At 58.4% G+C, this 23,129-nt stretch carries 19 protein-coding genes and 2 pseudogenes; 10 read left to right on the top strand and 11 right to left on the bottom strand.

Annotated features, from left to right (window positions below; all coding sequences use genetic code 11):
• The first annotated feature begins 16 nt into the window (after positions 1-16).
• Both ACVWW3_RS22995 and ACVWW3_RS22990 read left to right on the top strand, forming a co-directional pair.
• On the top strand, positions 17-307 hold the full coding sequence (locus ACVWW3_RS22995; RefSeq protein ID WP_456672419.1) for a hypothetical protein: 291 nt from the start codon (positions 17-19) through the stop codon (positions 305-307).
• Positions 308-949: 642 nt separating this feature from the next.
• A pseudogene (locus ACVWW3_RS22990) lies at positions 950-1,042 on the top strand (NUDIX hydrolase); the annotation flags it as partial.
• Positions 1,043-1,588: 546 nt separating this feature from the next.
• Here the strand turns inward: ACVWW3_RS22990 and ACVWW3_RS22985 are convergent.
• Both ACVWW3_RS22985 and ACVWW3_RS22980 read right to left on the bottom strand, forming a co-directional pair.
• Entirely contained in the window at positions 1,589-1,816 is a 228-nt protein-coding gene (locus ACVWW3_RS22985) for a hypothetical protein (protein ID WP_247350976.1), read from the bottom strand.
• A 180-nt stretch (positions 1,817-1,996) separates the two neighbouring features.
• Positions 1,997-2,443: a response regulator gene (locus ACVWW3_RS22980; RefSeq protein ID WP_456648555.1), complete on the bottom strand. Its 447-nt coding sequence runs from the start codon at positions 2,441-2,443 to the stop codon at positions 1,997-1,999.
• Positions 2,444-3,130: 687 nt separating this feature from the next.
• On the opposite strand from ACVWW3_RS22980, the gene ACVWW3_RS22975 reads away from it, so the two are divergent.
• Entirely contained in the window at positions 3,131-3,265 is a 135-nt protein-coding gene (locus ACVWW3_RS22975; protein WP_456648556.1) for a hypothetical protein, read from the top strand.
• 56 nt (positions 3,266-3,321) lie between these two features.
• Here ACVWW3_RS22975 and ACVWW3_RS22970 read toward each other — a convergent pair whose 3' ends face one another.
• Complete coding sequence (locus ACVWW3_RS22970) at positions 3,322-3,630, bottom strand: hypothetical protein (RefSeq protein ID WP_456648557.1); 309 nt, start codon at positions 3,628-3,630, stop codon at positions 3,322-3,324.
• Between the two features lie 193 nt (positions 3,631-3,823).
• Between ACVWW3_RS22970 and ACVWW3_RS22965 the strand changes: the two genes are divergently transcribed.
• The 3 genes from ACVWW3_RS22965 to ACVWW3_RS22955 all read left to right on the top strand — a co-directional run bounded on the left by ACVWW3_RS22965 (position 3,824) and on the right by ACVWW3_RS22955 (position 4,844).
• Positions 3,824-4,027, top strand: coding sequence for a hypothetical protein (locus ACVWW3_RS22965; RefSeq protein ID WP_456648558.1), 204 nt, complete (start codon positions 3,824-3,826; stop codon positions 4,025-4,027).
• A gap of 15 nt (positions 4,028-4,042) precedes the next feature.
• On the top strand, positions 4,043-4,213 hold the full coding sequence (locus ACVWW3_RS22960) for a response regulator (protein WP_456648559.1): 171 nt from the start codon (positions 4,043-4,045) through the stop codon (positions 4,211-4,213).
• 394 nt (positions 4,214-4,607) lie between these two features.
• Entirely contained in the window at positions 4,608-4,844 is a 237-nt protein-coding gene (locus ACVWW3_RS22955) for a hypothetical protein (RefSeq protein ID WP_456648560.1), read from the top strand.
• 433 nt (positions 4,845-5,277) lie between these two features.
• Here the strand turns inward: ACVWW3_RS22955 and ACVWW3_RS22950 are convergent, their stop codons facing one another.
• Positions 5,278-5,487 carry a hypothetical protein gene (locus ACVWW3_RS22950; protein WP_247350986.1) on the bottom strand — a complete coding sequence of 70 codons (210 nt, stop codon included), beginning with the start codon at positions 5,485-5,487 and terminating at the stop codon, positions 5,278-5,280.
• 178 nt (positions 5,488-5,665) lie between these two features.
• The gene (locus tag ACVWW3_RS22945; RefSeq protein ID WP_456672135.1) at positions 5,666-7,051 is read right to left on the bottom strand and encodes an OpgC domain-containing protein; all 1,386 of its coding nucleotides are present in this window, start codon (positions 7,049-7,051) and stop codon (positions 5,666-5,668) included.
• Between the two features lie 531 nt (positions 7,052-7,582).
• Between ACVWW3_RS22945 and ACVWW3_RS22940 the strand changes: the two genes are divergently transcribed.
• Positions 7,583-8,245: a response regulator gene (locus tag ACVWW3_RS22940; protein WP_456648562.1), complete on the top strand. Its 663-nt coding sequence runs from the start codon at positions 7,583-7,585 to the stop codon at positions 8,243-8,245.
• On the opposite strand, the gene ACVWW3_RS22935 is transcribed toward ACVWW3_RS22940, so the two are convergent.
• The 4 genes from ACVWW3_RS22935 to ACVWW3_RS22920 form a co-directional block, all read right to left on the bottom strand.
• Positions 8,240-10,312, bottom strand: coding sequence for an MASE1 domain-containing protein (locus ACVWW3_RS22935; protein WP_456672134.1), 2,073 nt, complete (start codon positions 10,310-10,312; stop codon positions 8,240-8,242). The two genes, ACVWW3_RS22940 and ACVWW3_RS22935, sit on opposite strands and share 6 nt — an antisense overlap.
• An 834-nt stretch (positions 10,313-11,146) precedes the next feature.
• On the bottom strand, positions 11,147-11,569 hold the full coding sequence (locus tag ACVWW3_RS22930) for a hypothetical protein (RefSeq protein WP_456648565.1): 423 nt from the start codon (positions 11,567-11,569) through the stop codon (positions 11,147-11,149).
• Between the two features lie 732 nt (positions 11,570-12,301).
• The gene (locus ACVWW3_RS22925; RefSeq protein WP_456648566.1) at positions 12,302-12,538 is read right to left on the bottom strand and encodes a hypothetical protein; all 237 of its coding nucleotides are present in this window, start codon (positions 12,536-12,538) and stop codon (positions 12,302-12,304) included.
• A gap of 934 nt (positions 12,539-13,472) precedes the next feature.
• On the bottom strand, positions 13,473-13,730 hold the full coding sequence (locus tag ACVWW3_RS22920; protein WP_456648567.1) for an H-NS histone family protein: 258 nt from the start codon (positions 13,728-13,730) through the stop codon (positions 13,473-13,475).
• 565 nt (positions 13,731-14,295) lie between these two features.
• Here ACVWW3_RS22920 and ACVWW3_RS22915 point away from each other — a divergent pair.
• Positions 14,296-14,994 carry a hypothetical protein gene (locus ACVWW3_RS22915; RefSeq protein ID WP_456648568.1) on the top strand — a complete coding sequence of 233 codons (699 nt, stop codon included), beginning with the start codon at positions 14,296-14,298 and terminating at the stop codon, positions 14,992-14,994.
• Between the two features lie 2,227 nt (positions 14,995-17,221).
• Here the strand turns inward: ACVWW3_RS22915 and ACVWW3_RS22910 are convergent.
• Positions 17,222-17,638: a hypothetical protein gene (locus tag ACVWW3_RS22910; protein ID WP_456648569.1), complete on the bottom strand. Its 417-nt coding sequence runs from the start codon at positions 17,636-17,638 to the stop codon at positions 17,222-17,224.
• 71 nt (positions 17,639-17,709) lie between these two features.
• The gene (locus ACVWW3_RS22905; RefSeq protein WP_456648570.1) at positions 17,710-19,323 is read right to left on the bottom strand and encodes a glycoside hydrolase family 17 protein; all 1,614 of its coding nucleotides are present in this window, start codon (positions 19,321-19,323) and stop codon (positions 17,710-17,712) included.
• Positions 19,324-20,313: 990 nt separating this feature from the next.
• On the opposite strand from ACVWW3_RS22905, the pseudogene ACVWW3_RS22900 reads away from it, so the two are divergent.
• Positions 20,314-21,550 (top strand): annotated as a pseudogene (locus ACVWW3_RS22900) (IS701 family transposase).
• An 828-nt stretch (positions 21,551-22,378) separates the two neighbouring features.
• Positions 22,379-23,074: an adenylate/guanylate cyclase domain-containing protein gene (locus ACVWW3_RS22895; RefSeq protein ID WP_456672133.1), complete on the top strand. Its 696-nt coding sequence runs from the start codon at positions 22,379-22,381 to the stop codon at positions 23,072-23,074.
• The last annotated feature ends 55 nt before the right edge of the window (positions 23,075-23,129 follow it).

Below are 23,129 nucleotides of genomic sequence, written 5' to 3'. Positions count from 1 at the left end.
GGGTGGTAGGAGTTGGATCGGGGAATGCCAAAACGCAATCGAGCTCATTGTGGACGGCTACGTCAGCTTAAATGACAAGAGGGCTCTTGACGATTTGCGCATGCAGCGCCGGAAGCTCGCCGTGGACTTGAAGGCGCTTACCGGTTTTCATTGCCGGACAACGATCCAGCAGATCGAGGAAGATATCGACGTGATCGAGGCGGGGCTGGCGCCGCAACGACGGGATAGCCGATCTGTTCGCGTTTCTATCTGCCGTCGATCTTCTTTGCCCCCACGCACTAGGATCATGAGCACACGGCGGTTGTAGTTCTTTGGCCTCATCCCATGGTGCGCCATCCAGCCATCGCGTTTCCTCGTCGGTCGTCAGAATGACCGGAGCATTAGCTTGGGCGGATCAGCCGGCCCCACCTCATTTGGCGTTGTCCTTGCGAAGCCTGAGACCAAATGCGGCCCGGCGCTTGCATCGAACCAACTTTTTGAAAGAGACAGACATTAAGCGTGAACTTCGAGCTAATATTTTCCGTAGTTTCCCTTTGCATCAATGGAGTACGCTGTTGTCCTAGAGCTGGGGGGCGCGGGGATGACGCACTACCGAGCATATCTTTTGGATCAGAAACGCCACGTTATAAGCGTGGCTAAATTGCAGTGTGCCGACGAGCAGGAAGCACGCGACCGTGCTCAGCAGCTAGTTGATGCCAACGACATCGAGCTATGGCAGCTTGATCAGCGCATTGCGGTGTTTGAGGCACCCACAAGCAGAACCACGCAGGCGGCGGCAGAGGAAAGCGTTCAGCGGGCGCAACCTCCTAGAACGAAACCTAAGTAAAGGCTGCGATCAAAGTAGGCGCACAACTCGGTTGAGCGCGAGGATGGCGGCTCGGCTGGTACTGATGCTGTCACCGGCGTCCGACCCTACGCAGTATTCTTCCGCACGGCAAGCACTTGAACACGCGAGATCGATACGGCGGCATGGCTCAAGCCGCGAGGCATCAGACTGACGTCAACGTCGCGCTACATTCGCGATAAGCTATTTCCCTCGTGAGCGTCATGCTTTCGGCAGGGGGCCAGCAAAGGCTTTGAGCTTATTGGCTCCTCCCGGCATTTTCACTCCTTCAGTCGCGCTCCGGTAGCCTAAGCGCGTGGCGGATGCCCACGCGTACTCGGCGGCGGTTGATCATCCAATCGGCGTAACAGATCAAGCTGAAGTCTAAGGGTAGGTGTTAACTCGTCGTCCCCGAGACATGCTTGCAGTCTCTCGCCAATCTCTCGGAGGATTGCGCGGCTGAACGCCCTGTCGATGTCAATACGGGTTCGCATGGCAGAACTCCCTGTTCTGGCCGAAAGCCTGCCCTGTCGTTCTGTCTCTTTCAGGAGTTGAGGCCGAGACCGCCGCCTTTGGCCAATCTGTCGCGAGCGGTTGTGGACAGCGGGTGATGAACAACCATTGGCTATCCGCGACATGCGCCGTACCTGACGGCGGGCGACGGTCTCGCAAACACAACGCCGTCGGCCGACAAAGGTTCACATAAGTTAACCTCGGAATGCGCTTTGTAGCTTGACACCACCGATCCGGCGACCGGCTCGCGGATCACCTTTTCGGCAGGCCCAACGCTTCGACGGCCCGAATGCAGATTTGAACTGGGTCTTTCAGGCTGGTCTGACCGATCTCAATGATCTTCTTGGCGATCATTTTGGAACGGGGATCGTTCCGCTCCTTTACGCCGATGGTCTTCAGGGCTTGCTCGGAAGCGTTCGCGAGCCGGATGACATCTTCCGGTCCAAGAGGTGAGTTCTGAAGTATCCGGTAAATGACCAAGCAAGTCCCCCGCTGAATAGCAGCATCGCAGGAGTTCTTTCGCTGAAACTAGCAAATTGGGCGTACGACCAGCACGCGCTCCATCGCAGGACGCCTGCGGCTCTTCACCGCCGAACAAGAGCGGGCACGAGATCAGCCGTAATAAAATCCGCGGCCCCCATGTAAGACCAGGCCGACGAGCTAATCGCCGTTCCGTCCGAACAATTGTCCGACCTCTTCGAGCACCTCAGACATATAGACGGGCTTCTCGCACCGTCGCGCACGTTGAAAGCGGACAGGTAATACCTCGGGGCTGTAACCCGTCACGAAAATAAAGGGGATACGACGGCGTATCAGTTCGTCCGCAATCGAAAATGATGGCTCTCCACGCAGATCAATATCGATGACTGCAACATCAAAGCCGCCGTTCGCAACCTGATCTTTTGCCTTAGAGATCTCGGCAAAGGGACCGACTACAATCGCTCCGCGAGCGGTTAATTCCTGCTCAAGATCACTCGCCAAGAAGTATTCATCCTCAAGAACGAGAACCCGGCATCCGGCCCATCCGGCCAGGTTATCTACCTCAGCAGTACACTTAAGCCGCGCCCGGCTCAGGCCGACGTTCTCAATCGTGGCGATGCCAGCCATCCTCGATCTCCCCGCTGCCTCACGCGACCTTGCGTCCATTTTCGCCCGAAACAGTCACACTCAATTTCAATGTCGGCTCGCGCCGTCGCGGATAGACTTGGCTCTAACCTCGGAACAGACGCGAAGCGGGGAATGAGCCGATGTCATCCATTGTTGTTTGCGAAGAGCCGCCTGCCAGCTCTCACTAGCATTCGAAAGAAATGTGAAGCAGGAAACGAAACAATTTTGCGCGCAACCGAACCTTACTTGCGCAGCGCCAAGCAAGTGCAGAGACGCGATCAGTTGTTCTGACCGGCTGGCCCGAACGCGCCTCCTTGCGGAAGATCAAAACGAGGGTCGATCACTGTGCCTAGGCTGGATATTGTAGCCGAACGACCTTCTGTCAGGCTGCTGAGGTTATGGGGCTTGGCGCGGCATGTCCGTCAGGGCCTCACCCCGTCAGCGGGGGGATCGGCTCCGCTCCTATCGCAGAGAACTTACGTTTCTCCCGGTCTAGCGGCGGCTCGCCGCTAGTTCGACGCCGCTCCCGCGAAATAGTTCGTTAGGATCTGTGTGCCTAACTGAGAGCGTGCCGATTACCGCTGATTGCGGCACATGGAATGGGAATGTCGGCCCCGGCTGTCTCCCCAACCTGCGGCTGGGGCCGTTTTGAACTTGCGCAGCATTGTTCACCCCCGGTCCACAACTATGATTAAGGGCATTGCTATCGCGCTATTTGCGCTGGGCATTTTATCTCAGTTCGATCAGGCGCTCTTCTATGGCCGCAATACTGACGCTGCGCTTAGGCTTGTGCGCGAGATCAGCCGCGCGTTTGGCGTGTAGGCCGGCATTCCATCGCGGAAGCGCTCGCCCGCTTGCTCTCGAATGTTGCGGCGTGGTCACCGCCGGACTGCGGTCTCCACAAACTCCTGCACAGAACTTGGCACGTCATCGTGCTCGACAAAACGCCGACGCAGCTCGTCGGCAATATCTACCGTCGCGTCGCGCGACCAGCCCTCGGCGGTATTGAACGCAACGATCCGCACCGGATGACTATACTGGTCTTCCAAAAGACGGCGGAGAAGCGATGCGCGGTCACTGTCTTTTTCGTTCGCCTCGCACCAGGCGCGCCCGAACCTGCCAAAATCGTTCAGCACAAGATAGGTGTCGTGATCGACATGCGGCACGATGGAGGGGGAGCGAGGCATACGCAGCAACTCCTGTTGGAGCGAAGAGGAACCTTTACCGCGTTCCGGCCTCCCTGTGTAGGAGCGCACTCGGAAATTTTGAGCTATATCAAGCGGATAATTCTGCCGACAGCCCAAGCTGCCGCTTTAGCGGTAATTTCCGGAACAAGTGTTCACTGTGTAACTTAAGCTAAAGTCTCAGGGGAAGTTCGGTGTGAAAGAGTTGCTGCCGGTCGTACCGGTCGTCGAAGACGAGCACGCTGTTCAGGGGTTCATCGAGGACGCACTCAACGAGGCCGGCTTTGGCGCCGTATCCTTGTCGTCAGGCGAAGAGGCGCTGACGATACTCAGCGGCGACAAAGACAAGTTTCGCGCTCTGCTGACAGATGTCAATCTGGCGGGTCGATTGAGCGGTTAGAAGGTCGCCAAGCGCGTGCGCGAGATCAAGCGCGACATGCCGGTGATCTACATGACTGGTGTCTCGGGCGACGAGTGGCCTTCTCACGGCGTGCCGGGCAGCATCCTTCTCACCAAACCGTTCGCACCAGTTCAGGTTGTCACCGCCGTCGCTCAGCTTCTGAACGTTGCCTCGACAGAACCATAGGTTCCAGTTGCAGCCATCCAGCCAGCTGGATTGGCGGCTTCTACCAACGGACCGTTGCGTGGGACAAAATGGCCACTCCAATCCATGGCGCTCGCATCCAGACGTCGCGCTCTTTTTCCGTCGTGAGGATCACTGGCATCGGCTTCGGATGGGTCGGTTCAACCATGGCGTTCGGCGTAGTCGTCAGGAACTATAGACAAGGTGCAGGCCTGAGACCGGCTTGAACTTGTGCCGTCGTCCGCCCGGAGCCGACAGGCTGTGCGATCTGTGTCTGTGTCCTAATTCCCACGGTTGCGACGAAAAGCGCATCCGTTTGTCGTCTTTCGAACAGACGGGCCAAATCCACTCCGCTCCAACTTCACTATTGGAAGCAACCATCAGTTGGGGAGGCGGAATGGAACGTTCCCTGTTACTTGAGATGACGCGCGACAAATATGTCGAGCGGTGCAAGCAGCGAGCTTTCGATCATCTCGACCGAGGTGATCTTAAGAACTCGGTCGCCTCGTTTGTCGAGAATATCAACGCGCGTCCCGATTGCGAGCCGCCAAACTACTTGGAAAGGCTTGGCGGTTCGCTTCTGACGGCGAACGATGCGCTCGGCTGGAGAACGCTCATTGAGATATTGAGGTAATGGTCCGATGGATCAAGCCAGCCAGGATCTGGCGGGGACCAATTTGACAGGGAACAAGCCCAGCACAACGACCGGACACTGATGGATGAGGGGGTGGGATGGCGCACTACCGAGCTTACCTTTTGGATCACGACTGCCACGTTATAAGCGTTGCCAATTTGCATTGTGCCGACGAGCAGGAAGCACGGGAACGTGTTCAGGAGCTAGTTGATGCCAACGACATCGAGCTGTGGCAGCTTGATCGGCGCATTGCGGTGTTTGAGGCCCCCAGAAGCAGAACCTCGCAGGCGGCGGCAGAGGAAAGCGTTCAGGGGCCGCAACCTCCTAGAATGAAACCTAGGTAAAAGGCTGCGACCAAAATAGGCGCACAACTCAGTTGAGCGCGAGAATGGCGGTTCGGCTGGTAGTGATGCTGTCACCGGGGCGTCCGACCTTACGCGACCTCGATCATTCGCTCCTTGCTGGCCCGCAGGCTGCGGAGGTAATAGCCTCGCGCGTGAACCGCTGATTTGATTTCGTCGCTGACCTTGAGAACTCGTTTCCTGCTCTTGCGCCACTTGTGTGCAGAGTAAAGCGCAGGTACGGCACAGCCTGTACTTAGAACGAGGAAGTCGCGCTTGTCATTGCGATAGACATCATACACCGTTCGCCCCCGCCTAATTGTTTTGAACTAAGAATGAAATATGTGTTTCGTCGTCTCAATCAATGAGATTAGTACCTCGAATGGCTGTGCGGGTTGTAAATGTGCAACGCCTCGAGACTTTTGCTTCACCTCGTTCCGGAATTGGAACGAACTGAAGCAGGTCCGGACCATCGCCAAGTCAGGTATGCTGCGCAGTTAGTTCAGCGAGGACGTGAGCGGCACGAGACAGCGGTTCTCTGGCGTTCGCCACCTCGCCGTGCGGCGATGACGCATTGTCTGCGACGCGAAACACCCGGTGGGTTTGCCTATCCGCGAACCGGCAATCGATGACGGGATTCTGGCCGCCGGCCCATCCGAACTCGCGCAATCCTCGGCGAAATGCCTCCAGGGGGCGCCAGTCAACGGTGCCCCAGGCGTCCGACTGGGCGCGCACGCCCACAGGCAGTGCAGCGGTCGGCTGCAGCCTGGGCGTGGTCTTGACCAAGTTCAGCATCGTCGCCGCCACGATCATCATGAGGATCCCACCAACGCTGAGCATGATCTGCATCGCGAGCCCTTCCGATACGTCGAGCAGCGCCAGCAGGCTAGCGAGCGTCAGCAGAACGCCGAGGCAAAAGATTGGCAACGAGTGCTTGCCACAGAGGATGGCGCCGCGCATCGCCGGAGTCGTCAATGCTTGCCGATTGGGCGGCACGAACCACACCGCAACAACCGCAAGAGCCAAGAAATGCAATAGACGCAACGGATCGAGATTGGATTTATCTAGCGGGTAAGCCAACTTGGTTAGGCCCTGCGGGATTAACGCTTCCAGCGGCTTGATTCTCCAGCTCAACGCGATAACAAGGCTCAAGACCAGATAGAGAGCGGCAGGCACAAGGGCCTTGCGAGACGTTAGCCAGGGGCGCACTCTTTCGCCCTCGATTACCATCCAGGCGCCAAGGACCGCCAGTAGCTGCCAGGCCAGTGGATTGAAAGCCCAGTGGCCGTTCGGCCACGCCGGCATGGACCAGCCGAACATATGCACCAGCGCATAAAGCGCCAGCGAGGCGCCAAGCGTCGCGTTCGGCATTCGGAGCAGCAACCACAGCAAAGGCGCGAAAAAAAGGTGGAGGAGCACGAAGATCGGCAATACGTCAGTATTGACCGGACGGTATTGCAGGATCGCTGCGTGCGCGAGCGCCGAGCCCGGCTGATCCAACAGAATGCGCGTATTGCTCACGTCAGCAAGACGGTCCCCGCCTGCGAGGTGAACCAAGATGGCGCAGGCGAGCGTGAGCAGCAGAAACGCGACATAGATGTCCCAACTTCGCCGCAGTGTCCGGCGGATCACGCTGGTCCACCCCTCGCAGCTCCATACCTTGCCATAGGCCAGCGCGCAGGTGACGCCCGAGACGAACATGAACACTTCCGCGGCATCGCTGAAGCCGTAGTTCCGTAGCGTCAGCCAACTCCCAATATTATTGGGGACATGGTCAAGAAAGATGCACCAGAGCGCGATGCCGCGGCAGGCATCAATGCGCAGGTCGCGGCCGTTGACTTTCAGCTTCCGGCAGAACGCCTGCAAATGGCTTTGGGGATGCGGTCCGATCCTGCATTGGCTTGCCTCGTCCAGGGTGCGCGCACGCTTCGAGAGGAACGATCGAGGAGCCGAATGTGACAAAAAGCACGGCCACGCTGCGGGAGTCTGACAGCGCCGCAGTCCAGAGTTGCTTCACACCGACCCGGCCACGACAGCAATTGCGACCATGATCGTATGGCCGCTCTGCGCACAACCTTCTGGTGGAGAGGCTGACCGTCGTCATCATCGTGCAAGCGCCGCAACCTGTAAATCGGCCGGAGGTCGGTACAGAGAGGTACCTAGGTCCTATGACCAAGGTACCGTCCGCCCTGCCGTCTTGGCCTCGGTCAGACACATGATGAGCAATTCATCGCTCGCATGGACCAGGGGCCAGCGAGCTCCCCGCTTCACGTAGTCCGCTCCCTTCTTACCTGACCGCGAACCCCTGGCCAGACCCGAGATGGAAGATGGACGATTTCGAAGGCGGGTGTATGATTTTTATTGATCTCCGGGCGGTCAGAAGACGGAGAGCTTTTTATGAAGGTGCTTGTTGTTGACGATCACACATTGATTCGGGCCGCGTTGCACGCTGTCCTGAAGCAACTAAAGCGAGAAGCCGTCATATTCGAAGCTTCGAGCGGCCGAGAGGCCATGCACATCGTCGAGGAGCATCCCGACATCAGCCTCATTTTGCTTGATATCAATTTGCCCGATCGTGACGGCTTCTCTGTCCTTTGCGAACTGCGCGATCGCTATGCAAGGACTGCTGTCGTCATTCTCTCGTCCTCCAATGATCAAGACACGGTCAGGCGCGCTTTCAAACTCGGCGCGCTGGGTTTCATTCCGAAAACCACGGAACGCGAGGTGATGCTCAACGCTATTGAGTTGGTGTTCTCCGGCGGAGTTTACATCCCGTTGGAGATACTGGAGAAGACAGCGGGCCCACGGCATGCAAACAAGCCAGTGGCGCCCGACTCGCTCAAGGGGCTCGGGTTGACCGATCGGCAGATTGAAGTACTTGCGCTCCTGATGAAGGGAAAGAGCAACAAGGTCATTGCCAGGATGCTCAATATGGCAGTGCCTACAGTGAAGAATCACATCACCGTTGTTCTCAAGGCGCTCGGCGTCGCGACGCGCACCGAGGCCGTCATAAAGGTCGGAAAAATGGGCTGGGAGTGGCCGCCGAAATCTGGATCATGAAACTGCCCCAGCGTCTCTCCCACCAGCGTGATCCCTAAACAGCTTGTGCATGACAGCGCGGAGCTGCATTGGGTCGACCGGCTTATGCAGCAAAACGTATCCTCTATCATTAGCGTCCCGCAGTGGTTCAGCTGCTGTATCGCCGCTGATGAGAATGGCAGGAATTGACGAGCCAAACGCAGCATTGATTTGTTCAATTGCCCTGATTCCGGTCTTCCCGCGTGCGAGATGATAGTCCGAGATTATGAGGTCGGGGCGTTGTTCGCGCTCAGCAAGTCGGACCAGTGCGGCTTCGTCGGATCCGGCCGCAAGAACCGAACATCCCCATTTGCTGAGCAATCCGCCCGTTCCCTCCTGCACGATTGGAGTATCGGCAATAACAAGAATTGTCTTGCCGTCGACTGCAAAAGCACCGGTGTGTGGTAAGTCGGCGGGCGCCGCGGCCTTGACGCATTCGTCCACCTTCGGAACCAGGATCGTGAATCGCGAACCGCGACCGACAGCCGAAGCGAGCTCGATTGGATGGTTGAGAAGCAAGCGAAGCCTGTCGACAATGGCAAGGCCGAGCCCCAGTCCGCCGGTCCGGTTCTGCTCCGGAGCAGGAACTTGAAAAAACTCGCCAAAGATATTTTGCTTTTGATCCTCGGGAATGCCGGGACCGGTATCGTATACTTCGATGCGCAGCATTTCACCGCGCCGACGGCATCCGACCAGGATCCCGCCCTGCAACGTATAGCGTACAGCGTTGGATACCAGATTCAGGAGTATGCGTTCGAGCAGCATGGCGTCGCTCCGTACCCAGGCGTCACTTGGCCAGACGCGTAAGCGCAAGCCTTTTTCACGCGTCGCCTGATCAAACGCCGTCTCGCTTTTTTGCAACAGGCGCCCGATCGGGAATTCGCTAATGTTGGGGATAAGCATCCCGGCATCGATTCTCGAAATGTCCAACAGCGAATTGAACATTTCATCCATTTCCTTGCGCGTTGCGTCGACCCGCTCGATCGTCCTTGCCCTCTCCACCGGTTCGAGCGGCGTGCGCAGTTGGGCAACAAACAGCCCTAATGCATGTAACGGTTGCCGCAAATCATGGCTTGCCATGGCAAAAAAGCGTGATTTTGCTGCACTGGCGAGCTCCAGCTCTTGCGTCCGCTCTGCGACCTTCCGCTCGAGTTCGACGCGCGCGCGCCGCAGCCGCTCCTCCGCCTTTTTGCGCACCTCGACATCGGCGCTCAGCAACAAGCTTGGAACGGTAATGCTGATCAAGAACATCAACACCAGCAGGAACGATGCGTTAAGGTCCGTAGTTGTGAACGGGCCGCCGCCCGTGAGCGTGCCCCAGATCGTGATGCCCGCAAGCACCAGGGCGACGGTCGCGGTATCGCGTGGACCGCGGCGCAGCGCCGCCCACAACATTGGCGAGATCGCGAGGAAACCCAGTGGATCTCGGCCGGGCGTTTGCTCGATCAAAGGGCTGAAAGCAATGAGTCCAACAATCGCTGCTGTCGTGAGGACGCCGACCGTCTCTAGAAGCGCACGGCGTTCGAAGTGATGATAGCGGCTTGATGCCCAAAGCACGATAACAGGAGCAATGACCAGTGCGCCTGTCACATCTCCCAGCCACCAGGTGATCCACGCATCGGCGAAACTCTTCTGTTCGATGTACCCGAAGATTGTCAGACTCGTCAGTCCAATGCTGGCACTGATCGGTGTCGCGATCACGACGCAAATCAGAACAAACTTTGCAACGGAATCGGGGCTTGAAAACGTGTTACACCCACCCGACCACCGATTAATGAGATAAGCGCCTACAACCGCTTCAAGAGCATTACCGGCCGCAATCGCGATTGCGGTAGCAACCGAGCCTGCCGTCGTCGCATTTGCGATCAACGCCGCCGCAAAAATTGCTGGCCAGGTCCAATATCCCCGCAACAGCACCGCCGCCAGCGCGACACCCGTCGGTGGCCAAATTGGCGTTGTACTGGGATGAATGGACGCGAGAGCAAGCCCGCCTTTAGCCAAGACGAGATAGATGGCTCCGATCGCGACCAAACTACCGATGTAGCTCACGCCTCTGCTAGAGTTTGTCTCGGAGGCTAATGATCGAGGATTGGACATCGTCGACGTCCTGGACCAGGCAATTGGTTCGTCTATCGAAACTTTGATCTCTGCATCTAAGAGCGCTAGATACGGCAGATGCGCTCAGACCGAATTGATCACAGCAGTCTGCTGGCGGACTAAGCGACGGCGCGTGCGATGGAGCTGGCCGCTTACTGTTCAATTCCCGCGGATCACCTCAGAACCAGTGAGACGAACCGGGCGCCGTTGCATCCCGAGGAATTCGCGCCGTCTCGTGTTCACCCCGAGCTTTGGGGGATGCATCGTACGACGAAGATAGGCGCTCCGAAAGGCCGGATTTGGACCCAGACTAGGTCGCCGTATGCGACAAAGGCCCATCTCTCGTTGGAGTCTCGGGACTGAACCACTTACACGTTAGCTTGCTGCGGCGTGACGAGGAAGCGGAAGCTTCGCCCCGGAAACAGAAGCATCTCCATGATCGATGAGGCGACGAGTCCGTTCGTCGGCCGTGGCGTTTGCGATGGCCGGTGCAATTCTCCTTTGATCGAACAACCGTAAGGGAGCCAGTGCTAGTGCCGTGATCGAGTGACCTCTTTCGACGACTTGCACGGCAGACATTTTGAAGCGCTGCGTCCTTTCGCGTTCGAATACATCGTCGGGCCGCTCGCATGTCATTCGATCAATCATTCCGGCACAAATGACGGAAGGGTTGGAAGCCGCCTCATGAACTGAGGTGACGTGGTCCTGTTCGAGCGCCTGCTGAACGCCGCACGCACTAAAGGAGTATCGCATCATCGCTCATGTCTGCGGGCTGCCTCGCTCAGACTACAAACCCAATTTTACCCGGCTGGGAACGCGTTTGGAAGAAACTGTTGTTCTTCGCTCGATCTGCGCTTTTGCGTCCAGCACTTTATCACCGGCGCCTGCGGCGCGCGCCCGGCTGACCTGGTCCGATGTGCTGGCGCCCTTCCCGCGCGTTCCGATCGGCAGACTATTTCCTTCGGCCCGCGCTGCTGGCGAAGAATTGTTTCGAGTGGACAAGGCGCCGCCGACTGGTTGGTCCTCATTGCTCGTGCCCGTCCCGATCGCGCCGATCGGCAGACCATTCTGAGCGTGACCAGCCCCGGCATTTCTTGCGGCCTGGGCGGCGGACCGCGACCGCGCCGGCGCGGCGGGCTGAACGTTCGGATTGTTCGGCTCGGCGTTGATGCCTGGATTTCCGCCGATGGCAGTATCTTTCGTTCCCATTCCTGGGGGCGCTGATTGACCAGCGTTGCCTGCACCCGTTCCCATTCCAGAAGATGCCGATGGACCAGCGCTGGCGCTACTCGCGCCCGTCCCGGTGCCTGCGCCTGCGGACCCGGCGTTTGCGCCGCCGGCTTGCGCCAGGATCAACAGAGATGAGCTTGCGACGATGGTGGCGATTATCAAAGGCTTGGCGTGGGGCATCTGACGATCTCCTTTGCCAAACTTCTATTAACCACGACGCCGCAACGCGGTTCCTGCCTTCTGCGGCACAAGAACACCGCCGCCCTTGCGCTTGTCGATTGGACCAGTTCGTCGAAACGCCCGGTCAAGCCTTCTGTCCTAAGCGGTCCAGCGTGATGCCAATGGCCGTCGAGTCCTCAATGGTCTCTTCTTCGTCTTGCGATCGATGCGCCCGACTTGCCGGACAAGTTTCAGTCCTGCACGACTTGCTATAATCGCTTGGTTCGCTCGCAAGGAGCCGGCGTTTGGGACAGGACCGTGAACGCCCGCCCGCCGCGGAGATGAGCGGCCGCCCGGACTGCAGTCCACGGTGGACCACCGCCGTCCCATCCAACTCGCTGTCCGCATCTCGGCTTATCCGACAACAGCACGGAGGTGGTGAATGCGCCAAGTCATTCAAGCCGACGGCGAGGACAAGCGACGAACAGCGACGTCTGGATCCATGCGCAATGCGATGCGGCGAAAGCCGTCGCCGGCTTAACCTCTTCCACGTCAGCCGCGCTTCCGCTGAGAGGTTGGCTTAAACTCCATGACCTCGTGCTGGTCGCACGGATTCGATGGCTCATTTCGCTTCACGATTTGCTCAAGCTCGAGCGCTTCGATGGCGAGTTCATCCGCCAAGCGCTTAAACAGCTCGCACTCTTCTGTGTCCGTCGCCTGCTGACTCATCAGCGCAAAGCCTCTGGCGTCAGCGCGGACCTTTTCCAAACGTCGTCGGAGGTCCTTCATGTGTGCCGGCTCAGCTTCTAAACTTATCCTCGGCCCGAACAATCAGTTTGCTCGTTCGGACCACGCGGGAGTCAACTACCGAAACAGGATATTGGTTCTTTGCGAACTGCCAAATTGGCCGCTTATTCTAGCCGCGACGGCTCCCGGGCTGAGGCATCCCTGTTCGGCACTCGCCGGATGATGCATAGAACTAGCATACCTGAAGGGGCATGAATGTTCGAAAGCGCACAGACGCGAGTGTTGCGCCGGACTAGGCTGCGAGCGATCCTAGACGCTCGCGAAGCGCTCGGGGCCCAACGGCCTCGGGGGATGCCAATGTGCTGGCTGCGGTGAAGCGGCTCCGTCCGCGAACGCAGTGTTGCTGGCTGCGTGCCGGGTATGAGGCAGGAGTAACCTCGGCAGATTTTAGATCAGACGACGGTCGTTCTCGTGCGTACTTTCCTTCTCATTGTGGGAAAATATGACTACCGGTGAACGTTCTGTTCGTTGTAGTTGTCCTGCCCTCGCGCAGAACGGCACCTGCTCGGCGAGCAGGAACTCCGTCTCCGGTGACGATCAACACGATGGCCCGTCGATCGGACGATCACGACCCACCACTTCTGCGGCGCGGGATGACGCCGGTTGCAATCAGAGTTCTTTCGTCGTCCTCCCCCTTCCAGTCCTTCGAGCGTGGAATGCGGTTAGGCGGCACTTCAGAGGGCACCACGACTAGACGCGGGCCATCGCGCGCTTGAGATTCTTGTGGATGTCTTCACCGCGCCGCGGGCTCTCTGAGCGATTCAGCGAGAACCATCAGCCAGATCGCCAGCGCGCTCGCTATGGCGATGCCTCCAAGCATGGTTATGAGCCGCGTTTGAACGATGATGTGAAAAGCTCAGAGCCTCAGGGGGTAACAACCGGCGTCAGCATTCCCATTTCAAACCGCAATCGGCGCTCAATTTGTCTGCCGCTTTTGGCCTGAAGTCCGCTCGATCAGGAAATCGTCCAAATCTCGGCCGCCTCGAAGCTGCGGCCGCAGCCATCGAGGTAGCCTGCCGCGACCCGACCATGTCTCCGCTGGGTTCTTCGGATTGCGATATTTGGGACGGACGGGCGGGTATGGACGGCGGCGCTTACGATTGAGCCGTGTGGCCTCATTGGCCAGTCCAATCCTGTGAAGCCTTTCCTCCAGATGTGCTTTTTGCACCAACATTTCTGAGTGAGTTTGGCGGCGACCTCTTGGTGAAATATCTAGAGCTCGTCAACGGAGAGCGAATTGAAATGCGCGGTGTTCATGGCTCCATCCGAATCTTGGGCAGAAGGCCCACGCAGACAAGTCGGGAATCCGGGAGCAGACAAGCCGTCAATTAAATAATGATCGTGCAATCCACATTTAAATTGGAGGGTAGCAGGGAGAATGGCGCGACAGTGGTAATATCGTGGCGGAGTATTTAATTGCTGCGAGGGGTATCCACGTATCGTGACATCCACAAACTCACCCCTCGGCCAGTTGCGATTTCGTGTCCGGGGACCAGCGCAACGATGGCGATCGACCGGGCGGCGGCGGCGCGGATCGCGGGCGGGAGCGAGGCCCGGCGCAACTCAGGTGGCTCGATGAATCGATCGCGCTGCCTCGTGTTGCAATCCCCGAGTACTGGACCGGCATATTAATCAGACAAGAGTACAATTAATTTGTCGCGCTGCCCGATTTAAGCCGCATGGGAGCCGTTGTCGCCGCTGAGGCTCGAGCGGGGGTGGGGCGAACCCGGGAGTTTTCAATGTCCGGTCATTTGCGATTGTACTTCGCCAGCCTAGTCCTTGTTGGAGGTTTTTGGGCGGCGCCTGCGTCTTCCAATTCTCTTGCCGACTTCTTCAATACTGCTACGTCCCAACCCACGGTAACCTCTCCGCCGCAAGCCGAATGCGTGCCGCGTCCCAGTACCTCGACCACCGGCGGACAGCATTGGGTCTACCGAACGGACGGTCACCGCAAATGCTGGTTCCTGGCCGAGAGCGTCGCGACGGTGAAGAAGCCCATGCGGGCTCGCATGGCCAAAGACCGCAGCGCCAGTTTGGACGAAAACGGGACCACGCAGACCAGGCGGAGCGCGGTCGTTGATGCGCGCGCGGAGTTGCTGCGCTCCGCACCGCCCGAGCAATCTCAGCCGCCCGTACCTGGAATGAAGGTAGCTGATGCCGCTTCCGATCTCTTCACGGGCCTCACCCTTGTCGATCTTCCCAGCAGCCAGCTCACGCCCGAACACTCCATGCCCAGCCGAGTCGACGTTGGGCAGCTTCTCGCCGCCGCGTCCGCCGACCCACCTCAAGTTATGCCGCTGGGCGCGCGCACTGCAGAGGCGCGCGACGAAGCCCGCAGCTGGACGGCCTGGTTTGGTGTGCTGCTGATGACGCTTGGCGGCCTCTCGCTCTTAAGCTCGAGCCGCACGCTTCGGTACGCGGTGAGATTACGCCACTGAGGTAGCGAGATACGAGGTACTGCCGCCGCGCGATCGATGGGATTCCACGGACCAGTATAGCGGAAGCCACACGTACAAAGGTTCCGTACGCCGCACTAAATTTGGCACCGCCTTAGACGGACATTCGACTACGATGATGGTCGCCCTTTGGGACGGCCTGCATCATGCGGTACAAAGTGTTCGTGGTGGACGGCAGCCGGCAAGTGATCTGCGCTGCAAAGCTCGACTGCATTGACGAGCAAGCGGCGAGACGCCGAGCCGAGCAAATGCATGACGAGCACGACGTTGAGCTTTGGGAAGGCGATCGACTTGTTGCCGTGTTCCGAAGTGCAACGTCGAATGAAAGTCGGAGCTAATGCGCGACCCCGAATAGACGGCCGGTCTCGTCGCCGAGTTAGTTCGAGCGTTGTGGGGCACCCCGGCCCGGCTGGTTGCCGACACGTCACAGCGACGTCGTCGCCGAGCCTCGCTACTGCGGGGATGAAGACGCCCAGTCCTCTTTCAAAATAGTCGCAGATGCGAGGAACGCGGGCAATCCGTCCATCGAATCGCGCGAGTGAGCCAACGCGGGTCAACCTTCGGACCGCCGGGTCTCTAAACGGCTCTTGCTCCGCCGCTCGCTTTGGTACGCCGTCTTCTGCCGATTGTTCTTGCTTCTACATGTCGGAGCTTACGTCGAAGCTTCTCCACCTGTCTAAGCTCCTCCAGAAGCGCCTGGTGCCGTTCGCTCAGAACAGCACTAGAGAAAATCTGACGCGTACTCGACATCACATGCCTCAGAAAATGACTTGAAGGAAGAAGTCGACGAAAAGCGAAAGACAAAGGACACTCAACCGAAGCTCAATGAGCTGAAGCCGCAGCCGCCAGATGCTCCCAGTACTCGGCCTCTGCAAGCAGTTTCCAGCTTCTCTCAGGTTGGAGTGCGGCAGTCTGTCGGCAAAGCAGCGCCATTGCACGAAGGCGGCGGGCAGCTTCCATTTCAACCTCCCAGGTTTTCCAAAATCATATTTTTCAATTTTGACATGGAGTCATCATGATTATATACTATAATCAAATTTATCATTTAATGGTCGTCAATTTGGTTCCCTTGGTAAGCTGACCGGGAACTGGTTTCGGTTTAAGCTTCACATCGATTTCGAATGCCTTGCGGAGAACCTATTGCGCGGTAAAGCGAACGAGAAACGTGCGCGGGGCAGCAACACGAGAAGCGAAGCTTCGTGCGCGAGCATCGCAATGTCAGAAATCCCAAGCCAGGACTCTCGCCGCCCTCCAGGGCACGTGCGCCGGCTACCGAGCCATAACCCAGCAGTTGGGTTGCGTCAGCGGTCTGGCTACGCACCTGGCTCTTAGAGCGCGCCACCATTGAGTCCCGCGGTGGTCTCAAGCTCTGGAACGTGCGCCCGGGCGACAAGGACGGCTACTGACCCGATGAGGATGACCAGGATCACATTCAAGCCAAGTTCGCCGCTTCACGGCGGCGGGCCCGGATCGCGTCGGATGCGCAAGTTAATAATCACAGGTTGGCGCAACGTATTGCGAGACTGTTGCTTTCATGCCTCGTCTTCGCAGATAGGGCTGAGTTTGGCTCCAGCTGGCTCCCTGCGACTGTCGATCCACGCGAAGCAAAGATCATCTTGCGGACCGAGTGCATCTGGGAGACAAGCCGTAAAATTCCGGTGTCGCCTCGCAAGGAGGGGCGCAAGAGCCTCTTTGTTTTTGATTTCGATGCATTAATCATTAAATGTGGCGAATAAATAAAAAAAGGACTGGCGCTTTAATCTAAAATAGATTTGATTTAATCAGGAGGGGATGATCGTGGCGCTTCTTGATCACGGTTGTCGCTTCTGAAGCCGCGAATATTGCAGAATCAATAATTGCCAACGTGGACGGTCAAGCACCGGCCACGATGGGCAGGGGGAGCTGCTAGTTCTTTTGCGTAACTTGGCAGGGATTGTCGCTGGCGGCGTGCCTGTCGCCGTCCGAGCGAGTGCTAGCAATTTGCGTGAATTGATTTTGCGGTGACGCTCTCTGCTCTGCATTGGCAGACGAGGGTTGCGAATGACGTGCACGCATTTTGTAGCAATCTTCGGCCGGGCTCGCGCAATTTCGAATTCTTCTTCGTCAACTTGCGATCGTTCGATCCAGCCAGGTTTGCGGTTTGCAAACATGGCGGCTGTCAGGCGCGCGACCGTGCACACGACATCCGCTCGCGCGGCTCGGAGCGACTCTAGCCCCAAACAGGCTTGAGCGGCACATGTTCTCTTTGCACGTTTTCGAGTGCGAAAGCGGTCGCGGCATTTCGCTTCCCTTCAGGGCGGCGTAAAGGCTGTGAATCAGCACGGGCTTTGGCGCTCTGCTTTGCCAGTTCGCCAATGACTTCCGTCGTTACCAGTTTGATCTGCGACAATGCGGCGGCAAATCTAACGCCATACCCGCCAAAAAGTCCGGTGATGAGAAGCCCATCCACATTCGTGTCCTCAAGCAGTGCCTTCGCGCAGGCGGCGAAGACGGAAGGATCCGCATCCGTGCCGCCGGCGACGTCAACCGGGTTTCCGAGCGAAGCTGCCGGCGGCAGCAGTTTCGCGAGCTTCTCAATGGTTTGAGCGGGCAGCGTCGCCAGCGCCAAAGCACTCGGTGTCATCATTCCACCAACGCTGCTCAGCCGTGCAGACCAGGTGATCGACTGACGTCTGGTATTGGCCCGAAGGGGGAGACTCAAGCGCGCGCCCGCCACAGCGTAACCGCAAGCAGTATATAGGCAGCACAAGTCCACAACGACTGCCAATTGTCTGGCCCTTCGCTAAGCGCCGCATAGATGGCTGCCACCAAGAATACGCCGGAAAATATCGCTTCCGCCATGGGGCGGATTCCTTTCTTGGGGCCATTGAGCTGTGTCATTGCCGCAAAAGGGAACGCCGCCATAGTGAGGGCCGCAAAAGGAAAATCCTTTTCGCGCGGGTCAAACATAAAGCCCAGCGCGGTCTCCGTGCCGATCACGATGGTTACGATCAAGATCAATCCGTGCATGATCGCCAGCACCGATGAGGTGCGGTAGTCCTTCGGACCCAGCAATTCCAGAAATGTGGGCGGTGCGCGCCCCGACATCAGGGCGTTGGCGCCGAACAGCGGCGAGGCAGTTGCCGCCACCAGAAGTGCGCCCCACAGAAGCCAGCTGCCCGCGTCGTAGCTTTCATAGACCATCTTTTGAGCGGCCACCCCAAACAGGACTCCGGCGGTGGTTGCCGATGTTCCGACCGCAAACCATGAGACGAGCCGGGGCTGCGAGAGCTTCCGGCGCGAGGTCAGCCATGCAGCGCCGAACACCAGGATCGCCAGCGCCATTCCGCTGCTCATTTGCAGTTTCCAGAGCGGATAATTGCTGACGGGGATGCCGGGCGGATATTTCAGCGTGCGCTGCGCGGAATCGAATAAGCCCCACGATCCGCCGACGGTGCCCTCGAACTCATGCTTCCACAATTCATCATACGCCTCGAACAGGTTGACGCGGAAATTCTCGCGCCGGGCAAGATCGAGAACCTCCGAGATCACCCGCGCCTGATTGGTGCGCGACGGTAGCGCCGAACCGCGCATCCGCCCTTCGCTCGGCCAACCAGTTTCTCCAATCAGGATTTCCTTGCCCGGAAACGCCGACGCCACCTGCTTTCGGACGGCGTCGACGTGAGCAGCGGCAGATTTCGCCGGGACCGGCACATTTTCCCAATATGGCAGGACATGAACGGTGACGAAATCGACGGCGTCATCGAGTTCCCGATAGCGCAACCAGTACTCCCAGACGTCCGAATAGGTGACGGGGACCGGCACTTGTGCCTTGACCGAGCGGATTAAGGCAGCAAGGTCGGAAGGCGTCATCTTCCGATGCAACAGAACCTCATTGCCGACCACGAGTGCGGTGATGGTTTCCGGATAATGCTGGGCGAGGCGTATGCCCGTGGATATCTGCGTCGCGTTCTTCTGTCGGTCCCTATCGAGCCAAATTCCCTGAATGACTTTCAGCCCCACCTTGGACGCAAGTTCGGGGATCTGATCAAGGCCAAGATCAGTCGCATAGGTACGGATACAGTCGGTTATTTTGGCAAGCTGGGCGAGATCTTCTGCGATCTGGTCCCGCGGCACTGGTGTCGGCGATTCTGACGTTTGGTTGTTGCGGAAGGGCGCGTAGGATATGCATTGCAGTTTGGCATTCGGATCGATCGGTGCGCGCGCCAAGTTGATCGGTATGGCCAGCCACCACCAGACCGCGGCGATCGCACCTAGGGATATGATGAGAAGGGCCAGAGGCGTACGACGCGAAATAGTCTGACCCTCCAACGTAGAGATCGTCGGTCAAAAGGTATGCTGTCGTGACCCGACAACAACAGAAATCATTGTCCGCCGGTACCTACTTGACTGTGAAAGCTGCTGCCAGATCGTCCGTGCCGCAAGAGGCGAGTCAACATCCACGAAGGCCTTAAGGCTACCGCAGGGCAGGGCAGGTAGAAATAATCTTCGCCATCTCCCGAGATAGCCTTCGGGGAACGGCAGCAGAGTGGCCTTTCTCTGACGGTCGCCGTGCCGGCTAACGAACGTCGCCTGTTGGCCCGTCTAGACGTGCCGGCCCGATCTGACCACGTCCGCTTATCCGCCGACTTTCCGCCAGCATAATAGCGCCGGCAGCCACCGGGACAATGACGAGGACCGTGGCACGCGCCTCCGCCGAGGCCAGGTGTCGTACCGGTCTGTTCCAAAGCTCAAGCATACGCTGGCCTCTATCGACGCACGCCCACCAACGATGAATGCACTCTGTCGAAAGGACGTGCGTTCGCGCACAAAGTACGATGCTACGTTTCGTCGCGTGCGTTTTGATCGCGCGGCAACATGACCAATGCCGGGCGCCGGAATATTGAGCGAAGTAGTTGCGGTCACAGCGCAGTAAGATCGCCCGCGGCTATGTCGAAGATGTTGACCGACTGTGAAGTAGTTTACATCCCTGTGTTCTTGGCCCTGGCTAATGTGGCGAAGGCTTCTTACTTTGAAGGAGGCATCCGATGCACACCGCAATCAAATGGAACTCCCGATATAACGCTCGCGAATGGGTCACGATGGCTGGGACGCTCGTCGTTCAACTCCGCGCACTGAATGCAAACCGACAGAAGGGTGAAAGCACGTCAAGGCCGCCACTCTGGAAACACTTCGACGACACCCATCATTGGGACTCAACCGCGGAGGAATGGGTCCCCGACCATGATCGGTGATCGTGCAGCCTTACCGGCCTAGCATTACAGTTGCGTTTTATGAAGGGTTCTGAATCCATGGGCAACCATGATTCGCAAATCGTGGACGCGTGCTGCGTCGATTGAAGAGACGCTTGCGTTATGGGCGGCGTCGCTTCGGGAGATCAAGAAGCGGATACGTCCGTTGTTCAAGCAAGATCGTGTTGCTGCGAATGCAGGCTTGTTTCTGGAAGGTCTGCTTGGCGATGAGCAACGCAAGACCGGTTGGATGCGCGCGGAGGCAGCCGGTGATCCCGGTCCATGGCGGCAACAGGCGATCCTGGGTCGCAGTGACTGGGATGCTGATGCTCTGCGCGATATCGTCCGCGATTATGTCATCGAGCATTTGGCGGATGACGATGCGGTGCTCGTGATCGACGAGACCGGCTTTCTCAAGCAGGGCAAGGCCTCGTGCGGAGTGGGGCGGCAATACACGGGCTCCGCGGGCAAGATCACGAACTGCCAGATCGGAGTCTTCGCTGCCTGCGTTTCGCGCCACGGTCATGCGTTCATCGATCGCGCGCTGTATCTTCCGAAGCAATGGACCGACGATCCAGATCGCCTGGAAGCCGCATACGTGCCTGCCGATACCGGCTTTGCGACCAAACCAAAGCTTGCGACGGCAATGATCGCACGCGCCATAGCCGCGTCAGTGCCATTCAAGTGGGTTGCTGCCGACACTGTCTACGGCGTCGGCGATATCGAACAGCAACTACGCCAGGCGGGCAAAGGCTATGTGCTCGGGGTTAGCAGCGCTCATGTGTTTTCAATCCTGGGGCAAGCGGCGACCAGTCTCAGGCACCGCCGCGGACATCGCCTTGATGCGGCGTTCGTCCGACTGGAAACGCCTGTCCGCAGGGGACGGAACCAAAGGACCGCGGCTGCATGATTGGTGCTATCTCGAATTGGCCGACCTCGATGTCGAAGAATTTAACAGCGCAAATCAAGGTCTTTGGACACGCGGTTTGTTGATCCGTCGTCATATCGCCGATGGCGATCTCGCCTTCTTCACCACCTGGTGCCCAGCAGGAACATCCATCGAAACGCTGGTGGCGGTCGAAGGCCATCGGTGGGCAATCGAGGACAGCTTTGAGACCGCGAAAAACGAATTCGGGCTCGATCACAACGAAAGCAGATCCTGGCATGGCTGGCATCGCCACGTTTCCCTGGTGATGCTCGCCTTCGCCATGATGGCGGTGATCCGACACCGCGCCAATCCGCCGCCGCCCAAAAAAACCGAACGCCGGACCACGGCAAAAACAAAAGCAGCGCCACGCCGTTATTGATCCGTTGGTCCATCCAGGAAATCCGCCGCATCGCCATCAGACTCGCCCGAAAGCGGATCCAGCCCGCACACATCATCGCATGGTCACACTGGCGCAGAGCACACCAAGCGGTCGCTCAGCGCGCCCTTCTCAAAAAAAGGCAACTGTAATGCTAGACCGCGAAGCTGAGCGAGCACAGGTATCGGACCGGCAATTCTCCCACTCGTAGGGAGGCTGAAGACGCGGCAGCCAAAGCTATCGATCACGGTTCTTGGCTCCGATCGTGGCATCGAGTGCCTTGCGTTCCGTGTAGTCTGAAATCGGCGCAGTGTTGCTCGCGTCCGTTCGAGGCGGCGGCGTGGTCAGGATCAGGCGTGGTTTGAGCGGAAGCGCCTCAAGGGCGGCCTTAAGCGTCGTGACCTACGGCATAAATTTGCGAGCGTTGTCGCAATGGCGAAGGACCTTGCGGCCCGGACCGTGCTGGCCGCGGCGTCAACTATTTTTGGAGGAGTTTGCCAGCTATGTGCAGGCTCGCTACAAAAACGCAGCAGCTGCGCGTCGAAGGCTTAGCTGCGCAGGGCAGCCGCGTCGATTGCGGCTTCTGCCATCCGGAACGGCCGAGAGCCGAATAGCGTGGAGTCCGTTAAGGGCGCTTATCGGACGTCAGCGGCGCGTTGCGCAAGGACCGCAATGACCCTTAACAGACATCGCGCTTGGCGGCGTTCACTTTTCGCCTGGGCCACTATGTTACATTGGGAAGAAGTCCGGTGATCGGCGCTTCGGTCGACAGATGTGCCTTCGCAAGCCTCTCTAATGTGCTATTCTCATCGTATAAGCCATAGGTATACCATGACCGGTATTGCAGAGTGGCTAGCATCGATCGGTTTGGGCGAGTACGCCGAGCGATTCCGCGAAAACGCCATCGACCTCTCGGTCGTTCGAGATCTCACGGAGCAGGATCTAAAAGATTTGGGCGTCCTGCTTGGGCATCGCCGCAAGATGCTGCGCGCGATCGTAGAACTTCAGGGAGAGGTCCCGCGAAAGCCTCAAGTGGGCGCTAAGCCGGCGTCGGCGGACCACGCCGGGCGGCGTCAGCTTACAGTCATGTTTTGCGATTTGGTCGGCTCGTCGGCACTTTCGGCCCGCCTTGATCTGGAGGACCTGCGGGCCGTAATGCGCACCTATCACGGCTGTATCGCAGAGGTTGTTGCCCGGAATGAGGGCGTTATCGCGCGGTACATGGGAGATGGCGTGCTCGCCTATTTCGGCTATCCCCAGGCGCACGAGGATGATGCCGAACAGGCGACACGCGCCGGGCTGGCGCTGGTCGATGCCGTAGCTAGCCTCCGGACAGACCCCGCCACCGAGCTGCAGGTTCGCGTTGGCATCGCTACCGGTATGGTGGTCGTGGGCGATTTGACCGGCGAAGGTTCAGCTCAAGAGCAGACGGTCATTGGCGAGACGCCGAACTTGGCTGCGCGCCTGCAGACCTTCGCCAATCCCGGGTACCGTGCTGATTTCCGAAAGTACGCACCGGCTCACTGATGGGCATTTCGAATTCCGCAATCTCGGCCCTGTCGCGCTTAAAGGATGGGCGGAG

The organism is Bradyrhizobium sp. LM2.9 (assembly GCF_054056555.1).
The sequence above is the reverse complement of the archived record's forward strand: the minus strand, read 5'-3'. Positions and strand labels throughout refer to the sequence as shown.

Coding starts and splice junctions, on each gene's coding strand:
- ACVWW3_RS22955 (WP_456648560.1), top strand. CDS start 4,608: ATGGAACGTTCCCTGTTACTTGAGATGACGCGCGACAAATATGTCGAG.
- ACVWW3_RS22930 (WP_456648565.1), bottom strand. CDS start 11,569: ATGGGAACGAAAGATACTGCCATCGGCGGAAATCCAGGCATCAACGCC.
- ACVWW3_RS22975 (WP_456648556.1), top strand. CDS start 3,131: ATGATTAAGGGCATTGCTATCGCGCTATTTGCGCTGGGCATTTTATCT.
- ACVWW3_RS22920 (WP_456648567.1), bottom strand. CDS start 13,730: ATGTTGGTGCAAAAAGCACATCTGGAGGAAAGGCTTCACAGGATTGGA.
- ACVWW3_RS22940 (WP_456648562.1), top strand. CDS start 7,583: ATGAAGGTGCTTGTTGTTGACGATCACACATTGATTCGGGCCGCGTTG.
- ACVWW3_RS22980 (WP_456648555.1), bottom strand. CDS start 2,443: ATGGCTGGCATCGCCACGATTGAGAACGTCGGCCTGAGCCGGGCGCGG.
- ACVWW3_RS22925 (WP_456648566.1), bottom strand. CDS start 12,538: ATGAAGGACCTCCGACGACGTTTGGAAAAGGTCCGCGCTGACGCCAGA.
- ACVWW3_RS22970 (WP_456648557.1), bottom strand. CDS start 3,630: ATGCCTCGCTCCCCCTCCATCGTGCCGCATGTCGATCACGACACCTAT.
- ACVWW3_RS22915 (WP_456648568.1), top strand. CDS start 14,296: ATGTCCGGTCATTTGCGATTGTACTTCGCCAGCCTAGTCCTTGTTGGA.
- ACVWW3_RS22910 (WP_456648569.1), bottom strand. CDS start 17,638: ATGATGACACCGAGTGCTTTGGCGCTGGCGACGCTGCCCGCTCAAACC.
- ACVWW3_RS22895 (WP_456672133.1), top strand. CDS start 22,379: ATGACCGGTATTGCAGAGTGGCTAGCATCGATCGGTTTGGGCGAGTAC.